Annotated in this window: 9 protein-coding genes, 1 tRNA gene and 1 pseudogene; 6 read left to right on the top strand and 5 right to left on the bottom strand. The window is 30.5% G+C overall.

Features of this window, described 5'->3' with window-relative positions; translation table 11 throughout:
• The 4 genes and pseudogenes from EV01_RS0108790 to EV01_RS07185 all read left to right on the top strand — a co-directional run.
• A pseudogene (locus tag EV01_RS0108790) lies at nt 1-224 on the top strand (ketol-acid reductoisomerase); the annotation flags it as partial.
• The gene (gene cbiB / locus EV01_RS07175; RefSeq protein WP_032518223.1) at nt 212-1,234 is read left to right on the top strand and encodes an adenosylcobinamide-phosphate synthase CbiB; all 1,023 of its coding nucleotides are present in this window, start codon (nt 212-214) and stop codon (nt 1,232-1,234) included. The pseudogene EV01_RS0108790 and the gene cbiB, both read left to right, overlap by 13 nt.
• 51 nt (nt 1,235-1,285) lie before the next feature.
• Nucleotides 1,286-1,531, top strand: coding sequence for a chlorophyll a/b-binding protein (locus tag EV01_RS07180; RefSeq protein ID WP_032518222.1), 246 nt, complete (start codon nt 1,286-1,288; stop codon nt 1,529-1,531).
• Between the two features lie 2 nt (nt 1,532-1,533).
• Nucleotides 1,534-1,746: a hypothetical protein gene (locus EV01_RS07185; RefSeq protein WP_032518221.1), complete on the top strand. Its 213-nt coding sequence runs from the start codon at nt 1,534-1,536 to the stop codon at nt 1,744-1,746.
• On the opposite strand, the gene EV01_RS07190 is transcribed toward EV01_RS07185, so the two are convergent.
• The 4 genes from EV01_RS07190 to EV01_RS07205 form a co-directional block, all read right to left on the bottom strand.
• Nucleotides 1,741-1,998, bottom strand: coding sequence for a hypothetical protein (locus tag EV01_RS07190; protein ID WP_032518220.1), 258 nt, complete (start codon nt 1,996-1,998; stop codon nt 1,741-1,743). The genes EV01_RS07185 and EV01_RS07190 overlap by 6 nt on opposite strands.
• A 56-nt stretch (nt 1,999-2,054) precedes the next feature.
• Entirely contained in the window at nt 2,055-2,300 is a 246-nt protein-coding gene (locus EV01_RS07195) for a hypothetical protein (protein WP_032518219.1), read from the bottom strand.
• A 54-nt stretch (nt 2,301-2,354) separates the two neighbouring features.
• Nucleotides 2,355-2,717: a hypothetical protein gene (locus EV01_RS07200; protein WP_241433415.1), complete on the bottom strand. Its 363-nt coding sequence runs from the start codon at nt 2,715-2,717 to the stop codon at nt 2,355-2,357.
• Nucleotides 2,718-2,804: 87 nt separating this feature from the next.
• A complete protein-coding gene (locus EV01_RS07205; RefSeq protein WP_011132955.1) occupies nt 2,805-3,080 on the bottom strand; it encodes an HU family DNA-binding protein in 276 nt (91 codons plus the stop codon).
• 624 nt (nt 3,081-3,704) lie between these two features.
• Between EV01_RS07205 and EV01_RS07215 the strand changes: the two genes are divergently transcribed.
• On the top strand, nt 3,705-5,738 hold the full coding sequence (locus tag EV01_RS07215) for a glycogen debranching protein (RefSeq protein WP_032518217.1): 2,034 nt from the start codon (nt 3,705-3,707) through the stop codon (nt 5,736-5,738).
• A 1-nt stretch (nt 5,739) separates the two neighbouring features.
• Here EV01_RS07215 and EV01_RS07220 read toward each other — a convergent pair.
• Nucleotides 5,740-5,810 (bottom strand) — tRNA-Gly (locus tag EV01_RS07220).
• Nucleotides 5,811-5,922: 112 nt separating this feature from the next.
• On the opposite strand from EV01_RS07220, the gene EV01_RS07225 reads away from it, so the two are divergent.
• The gene (locus EV01_RS07225) at nt 5,923-7,269 is read left to right on the top strand and encodes an MFS transporter (RefSeq protein WP_032518444.1); all 1,347 of its coding nucleotides are present in this window, start codon (nt 5,923-5,925) and stop codon (nt 7,267-7,269) included.
• Nucleotides 7,270-7,278: the final 9 nt, after the last annotated feature.

Here is a 7,278-nt window from a genome sequence, read left to right as displayed (position 1 = left end):
AATATGGAGATTATGTAAGTGGCAAAAGACTTATTAATAGTGATACGAAGAAAGAAATGCAGAAAATTCTAAAAGATATTCAAGATGGGACTTTCGCAAAGAATTTTGTGGAAGAATGCGATAAAAACAAACCCTTAATGACAAAATTAAGAGAAGAGAACTCAAAACATGAAATTGAGAAAGTAGGTAAAGGACTGCGCTCGATGTTCAGTTGGCTGAAATAAATTTATTTTTAATATTTCTTGGATCGATTGGTTTTGATTTATTGATTGGCGACCCAAGATCCTTAATACACCCTGTTCAAATAATCGGCTTTTACATAAAAAAACTATCTGATTACCTCATAAATAATTTTGAAGAAAATAAAAAAATATTATTTTGGGGTGGCTTCATTATCTCTATATCCACTATTGGATTAAGTTTTAGTTTAGGGAAATTGATAGAACTCAGTTATATACAATCAAAAAATCATTTTTTAGGTGGATTGTTTATTTTTTTTGGACTTTCAAGTTGTATTGCGACTAGGGGACTTATTTCTAGTGTAAGAGAGATTGCAGAGCTGATAGAACGCAAGGAAATTAATGACCAAAATAATAAAGTAATAAAAGAGAAGGTTCAAAGAATAGTCAGTAGGGATGTGAGTTCATCTTCCATAGAACATCTTTTGAGATCAAGTACCGAGAGTCTTACCGAAAATTCTGTTGATGGAATATTTGGGCCATTATTTTGGATTTTTATTGGAATCGTTTTTATGAAGTTTTCAATTTTCCTACCAGGGCCTCTGTCACTTGGTTTTTCTTATAAAGCAATAAGTACTTTAGATTCAATGATAGGTTACAAATATGATTACTTTAGGTATTTAGGTTTTTTCAGTGCAAAAATCGAAGATATTTTTACGTTTCTTCCTTCAAGATTAGTTTTAATCACACTGCCTCTAGTTAGTAGCAAATTTAATCAATATATCTCAATCATAAAAAAAAGTTATCTAGATGGTAAAAAATATGATTCACCTAATGCTGGGATTTCAGAAGCTATATTTGCCTATATTTCCGGGATTAAACTAGGAGGAAGAAGTAAATACAAAAAAGAAATTATTGAGAAGCCAATAATCAATGCGAATGGAGATACCTGTACTGGAGAGAAAATTAAATTAATTTGTCGATTAATTTTGAGATTACAGTTTTTATGGATAATAATTTTTTTTATCTTAATTTTTGTATTATCTAAAATTTAATTTAATGATAAATTAGTCTAAAAATTATTAATATATACAAAAAAAGAATCTATGCAAGAAAAAGACTCACCAATGGAAAATCAAAATGATGAATTTAATAATAAATCAGCAACTGATAATGAAGACTCAAAATGGGTAGACAATCAGGGGGACGAAGTAAAGAATGTTTTTGGATTTAATAGCAGCGCTGAGCTTGTGAATGGTAGAGCAGCTATGATCGGATTCTTAATGCTCATATTAACCGAGTTAGTTTTTAGGGGTAGACCTGTGACCTCCTCAATTTTTGGTATCAATTAAAAATGGAAGAAAAAAAATCTAACTCAATAAAAGTTATCTTATACATATCTGTTTGGGTAATAATTTGGGGAACATTAGGTTCTTTCATAGATTATCCTCTTTATAAAAATAAAATTTACCAAGAAGGCAGCCTATATCAATATCTTACTTTCACAATTACAGCAATAATATCAATAATAGGTGCAAAGTTTTTTTATAAGAAATTTGATTTATAAAAATTTGTACCTAAATTTCTTTATAATAGTGGCTGGTTCTTTTTTGTCATTTGACTCGTAAAGTATCCACTGATGTGTCTCAGTATCATGATCACATCCATAATTTCCAGATATGTTCTCGTAACTTGAAAGATATGAATGACAATTCTGGTCTGCCTCAAAAGCAGAGTCGTAACCTGTTAAAAAATATATTAAAAATAGAAGGGTTACTAACAACAAAAATACTTGAAAAACTAAATTTACTTCCTTCATAAGAATTTCTAAAATTTAAATATATCATTTAAATAATTTTTTCGATCTAAAAATATTTAACGACCAACATTAAAAACAAAGTCATGGAAATCTTGATTGTTTAAGTAAAGGATGACTAGCAATATTAAAATTAAATTTAAGCCTAATACTATTGATCCAAAAATATTGATTTGTTTTTTGCCTGGCAAAGTATAAGTAAATTTTTTACCTTTAAGAAAAGCTGCTAAGCCTTTTTTTTCTTTTTTTGATTCTTTTATTTCAGTATCAATTTTAATTTCATTATCAGAGAAACCTTTTACCATTACAAATTAAATTCCAAATTTATAATATTCCAAAAAAATAAAATTTTTCTATAGTTAACAATTTTTAATCACATATGGGGTCATATATGAAATTCTCTCATTTGAGAAATTTCTTAAAAAATAAGCTTCAACAATTGCCGACTGCAACCCCAATAAACTTGATTGACATTTGAATCTTTGTTGATCAAATACAACTAACTGAAGTTTTTCTATTTCATAAACTAACTCTTTACAAACTTGGTTTTGAGAATCTTTAATACAATCACTAGATTCCTTTAAAATCTTTGATTTTATTGGTATTGTCTCTGCCATAACAAAATTAGACACAAACAAAAAGTTAAGGAATAAAAAAGTCAAATGTTTCATTACTTCTTTAGACTTCAACATTTGAGTTACCTTATTAGGAGTTTTGGTCATTGAGCTAATAGCATTTTATTGAAATTCAAAAAAAAAGATGCTCTATAAGAGCACCTTGGTATTAAAGAAAGAAATAGATTAAAAAGTTTACCCTTGAACTCTATCCTTAAAAAGTTTACCTGCTGAAAATGTTGGAACTCTTTTAGCAGGTATTGCAATTTTTTCGCCTGTCTTAGGGTTTAATCCCTGTCTTGCAGAACGATCTCTTGGTTCGAAAGAACCAAATCCTAGTATGGAGACTTTTTTGCCTTCCACTACTGAATCAACAATAGTTTCAATAGCTGCATCAACAACTAAAGAAACATCCGTTTTTGTGAGCTCTGTACGAGCAGCAACAAGATTTACTAAATCAGCTTTGTTCATTGAATTGTTTGTAAAGCAGAGATTTAAAGACAAGAGTTTTAATCAAGCCTAAAAACCTCGAACTTGCATATCATATGGAGCAAATTCAAATACGGCAACCGAAAATGCCGGCGGCGCAAAGCTTTATACAAATCTTAGAGACATTTTTAGCTAAGATTTTTATTTTTATAGGGGCATATTTTTCTTATATAAAAAATAGCCTCTTTAATAATAAAACAGCAAAAGCCATTGGTATCACAAGATTTAGCATTAAAAAATCTAACTTTATTTATTAAAGGGAGAAATGTCAAAGGGTCATAAAGTTAAGAATTTGAAGTATTTATTATGTTTTATTAATTTTCAAAATATTTCGTTCTCATCACATGAAAAAGCAAGATTTGTATTTTGAAATCAAGAAAAATCTGGTTTTCTCATTATTAAACTTTCTCTTTAAATCGTTTTATGCACTGAGTAAATGGGTGAAAAAATTGTAATTAATTAGAAAATCTATACTCTCCAAGATCTAATAAAGTTGATTAGTGAAACCTTAATTTTAAGTTTTTTTTTCATTTTGCATCTATTATTCATATATCAGTTATTTGAATAAATTATCCCAATATTTGTTTAATCAATGATAAAGAGAAAGTGACTCATATCAATAAAGGTAACCCATTCCCTTTAGGAAGTTCTCTAACTTCACGAGGAGTTAATTTTTCCCTAATAGCCACAAATGCAGAATATGTAGAAATTTTATTCTTTGAAAAAGAAGACTCTATTTTCCCAAAAACTACATTGAAATTAGATAAAACCCATAATACTGGTCCCTACTGGCATGTTGAAATAAAAAATCTAAATGAAGGTTGTATTTATGCTTATAGAATAAAACAAAAAAATAATGAAATTAATAATAACTACGAAAAAAAAGTATTACTTGATCCATGTTCAAGAGGTATTTCTGGATGGGAAAGTTATAAAAGAGAAAATGCATTAAAAACTCAAGAAAATACTCATTCTTGTCTTAAAAGCGTTGTTTGTGATAGAAAATTATTTAATTTTAAGGATTATCCAAGACCGAAACATTCTTGGGAAGAAACAATCATTTATGAACTCCATATCAAATCCTTCACTGAATCAATTGATAAAAATGAAAGTTGTTGCAAGAAATTTTTAAAAAAAATTCCATATCTCAAAGAACTAGGTATTACAACAATTGAATTACTTCCAATTTTTTGTTTTGATCCAACTGATGCACCAAATGGTTTAAAGAATTTTTGGGGTTATAGTCCCATCAATTGGTTTACCCCTCATTTTGAATATCTTTCGAATGAATCTGCCCAAAAGAATAGAGAGGAATTCAGAAGATTAGTAGAAGAATGTCATAAAGCAGATATTGAAGTCATCTTAGATGTTGTATACAATCACACTTCTGAGGGAGATTCTCAAGGACCTGCAATATCTTGGAAAGGTATAGATGAAAATCTTTATTACTTTATAGGAGAAGATAAAAATTATCAGGACGTCTCTGGGTGCGGTAATACTATCGCAGCAAATAGAGGATTAGTTAGAAAACTAATAATTGAATCATTAAAATGTTGGTCGAGTGAATTTGGCATAGATGGTTTTAGATTTGATTTAGGTATTGCCCTATCAAGAGGAGAAAATCTTTCGCCACTCGATAATCCTCCACTTTTTGAAGATATAGAATGTGAACCAGAACTTGTTGATATAAAGTTTATAAGTGAACCCTGGGATTGTGGTGGTTTATATAAATTGGGTGATTTCCCATCTAAGAATACTTTTACTTGGAATGGTCATTTTAGAGATGACTTGCGTAAATTTTGGAAGGGAGATAAAGATACAGCTTGGAATATGAGCGATAAAATAAAAGGTAGTCCATCAATTTATAAAGAAGATAAAATTCTCCCAAAATCAATAAATTTTATTACTTCACATGATGGATTCACTCTAAAAGATTTAGTAACTTTCAATAGAAAACATAATTTTGCCAATAGCGAACAAAATAGAGATGGAGATAACCATAACAATTCTTGGAATCATGGTATAGAGGGACCAACTTCAAACTTATTAATAAATGATTTAAGAAAGAGACAACAAAAAAATCTTATTCTTAGTTTACTTATTTCTAAAGGTGTTCCAATGGTACTTATGGGTGATGAGATAGGAAGGTCACAAGGCGGTAACAATAATTCTTGGTGCCAGAATAATTTATTGGGCTGGATGAATTGGGAACATGGTCAACAAGATTTAGAATTATTGGAATATTTTAAATACGTCATAAAAATTCGAAAGAAACTAATAGATTTTTTTAATCCATCATTCTTCCCTAACAATCAACCCAATCAAAAGATTCCAACATATCATTGGCATGGAACAAAGTTAGATAGCCCAGATTGGAGTAGTTGGTCTCACACAATTGCCTTTAGCCTTAATAAAGGCAATACTAATCCGCAGATATGGATAGGTTTAAATGCATATTCAAATAGTATCGATTTCCCCTTGCCGAAATGTAAATATAATTGGTTAAAAGTTATTGACACTAGCATGCCTTCGATTTTTGAACCCTTAACTATAAATGAAAAAACCGTTTCAATAAAGAGTAGAAGCTCTTTATTAATCATTTCAGAAGAAGTATTTGGGTCAAAAAATAATATATTCTAAAAGCGGGCGGCGGGAATCGAACCCGCATCTTCAGCTTGGAAGGCTGAGGTTTTACCACTAAACCACGCCCGCATTAAGTAATAGAATTACCATTGCAATAATACATTATCAAACAATCAACAAAGTAAAAAGATTGGAAAATTCACACTCGAAAAAAAATATTACTCGATCAACAACAAGATTAATGTTCTCTTATGGACTAGGAGACGCAGGTACAGGTTTAGTCGCGACGCAATTTGGTTTTTTTCTGTTTAAATTCTTTATTTCTGCTGGTTTACCAGTAATTATTGCAGGTTCATTATTAATGTTAATAAAAATATGGGATGCAGTAAATGATCCGTTAATTGGATGGTTAAGTGATCGTACCAAATCTAGATGGGGGCCTAGAATCCCTTGGATGGTGGCAGCATCTGTTCCTCTTGGTTTCTCTTTAGCTGCGATATGGTGGACGCCCACTGGTTCCGTGCTAACCAAGACTATTTACTTTGCAATAATTTCTATAGTCGTAATGACTGCTTATACAAGTATTAATCTCCCTTTTGCAGCTCTATCTACTGAAATTTCTGAAAAAACAGCAATAAGAACAAGACTGAACGCATCTAGATTTACTGGCTCAATAATTGCAGGACTAACTGGTTTGATTATTGCTGGAATTGTATTAGGTTCTGAAGGATCAGCAAATAATGAATATTTTTTAATGGGTAAAATAAGTGGATGCATTGCAGTTGTTGCAACATTAATTTCTTGTTGGGGATTGGCTCCATTCGCAAAAAAAGCAAGAAGGCCTTCAGGAAAAGTTGAAGCAATAACACTTCAATTCAAAAGGATCTTCAGAAATAAAAAATTTCTAAAAGTTATTACTCTTTATATTCTTCTCTGGTGCGCCTTACAATTGATGCAAACGGTAGCGTTAATCTATGTAGAGGATGTACTGAATGTACCAACATATATTGCGAAGTGGATCCCGATACCTTTCCAAATTAGCGCTTTAGTGGGTTTACAAATATGGACCAGAGTATCAAATAAATTGAATAGGATTTCAGCTTTAAACTATGGATCGATTATGTGGATTGTTTCATGTACGGCGGCTTTATTTTTACCCTCTTTATCAAAAATTTCAGGAGTTGGAGATAGTTTATTCCTAAATGCAAGTAACATATTTCTGTTCATTCTCTTAATTTTTATAATCTGCCTTATTGGAATTGGAGCTTCAACCGCTTTTCTTATCCCTTGGTCACTACTTCCTGATGCGATAGATGAAGATCCAGAGAAACCAGCCGGACTATACACTGCTTGGATGGTACTTATTCAGAAGATTGGTATTGCATTTAGTGTTCAATTATTAGGATTTTTATTGTATTTATCTGGTTATCAATCATGCATTGTTGATAAAGACGGTCTAAATATTATTGAACAATGCTACTCAGCACAATTAACTATTAGATTATGTATTGGTTTGATACCCTCAATACTGGTAATAATTGGTCTTTTAATCATGAGAAATTGGGATCGAAAATTAATTACAAACTAATATAAAGAT

It is taken from the genome of Prochlorococcus marinus str. MIT 9401, assembly GCF_000760095.1.
GTDB lineage: Bacteria > Cyanobacteriota > Cyanobacteriia > PCC-6307 > Cyanobiaceae > Prochlorococcus_A > Prochlorococcus_A marinus_I.
This window is presented reverse-complemented; position numbering and strand designations above follow the sequence as displayed.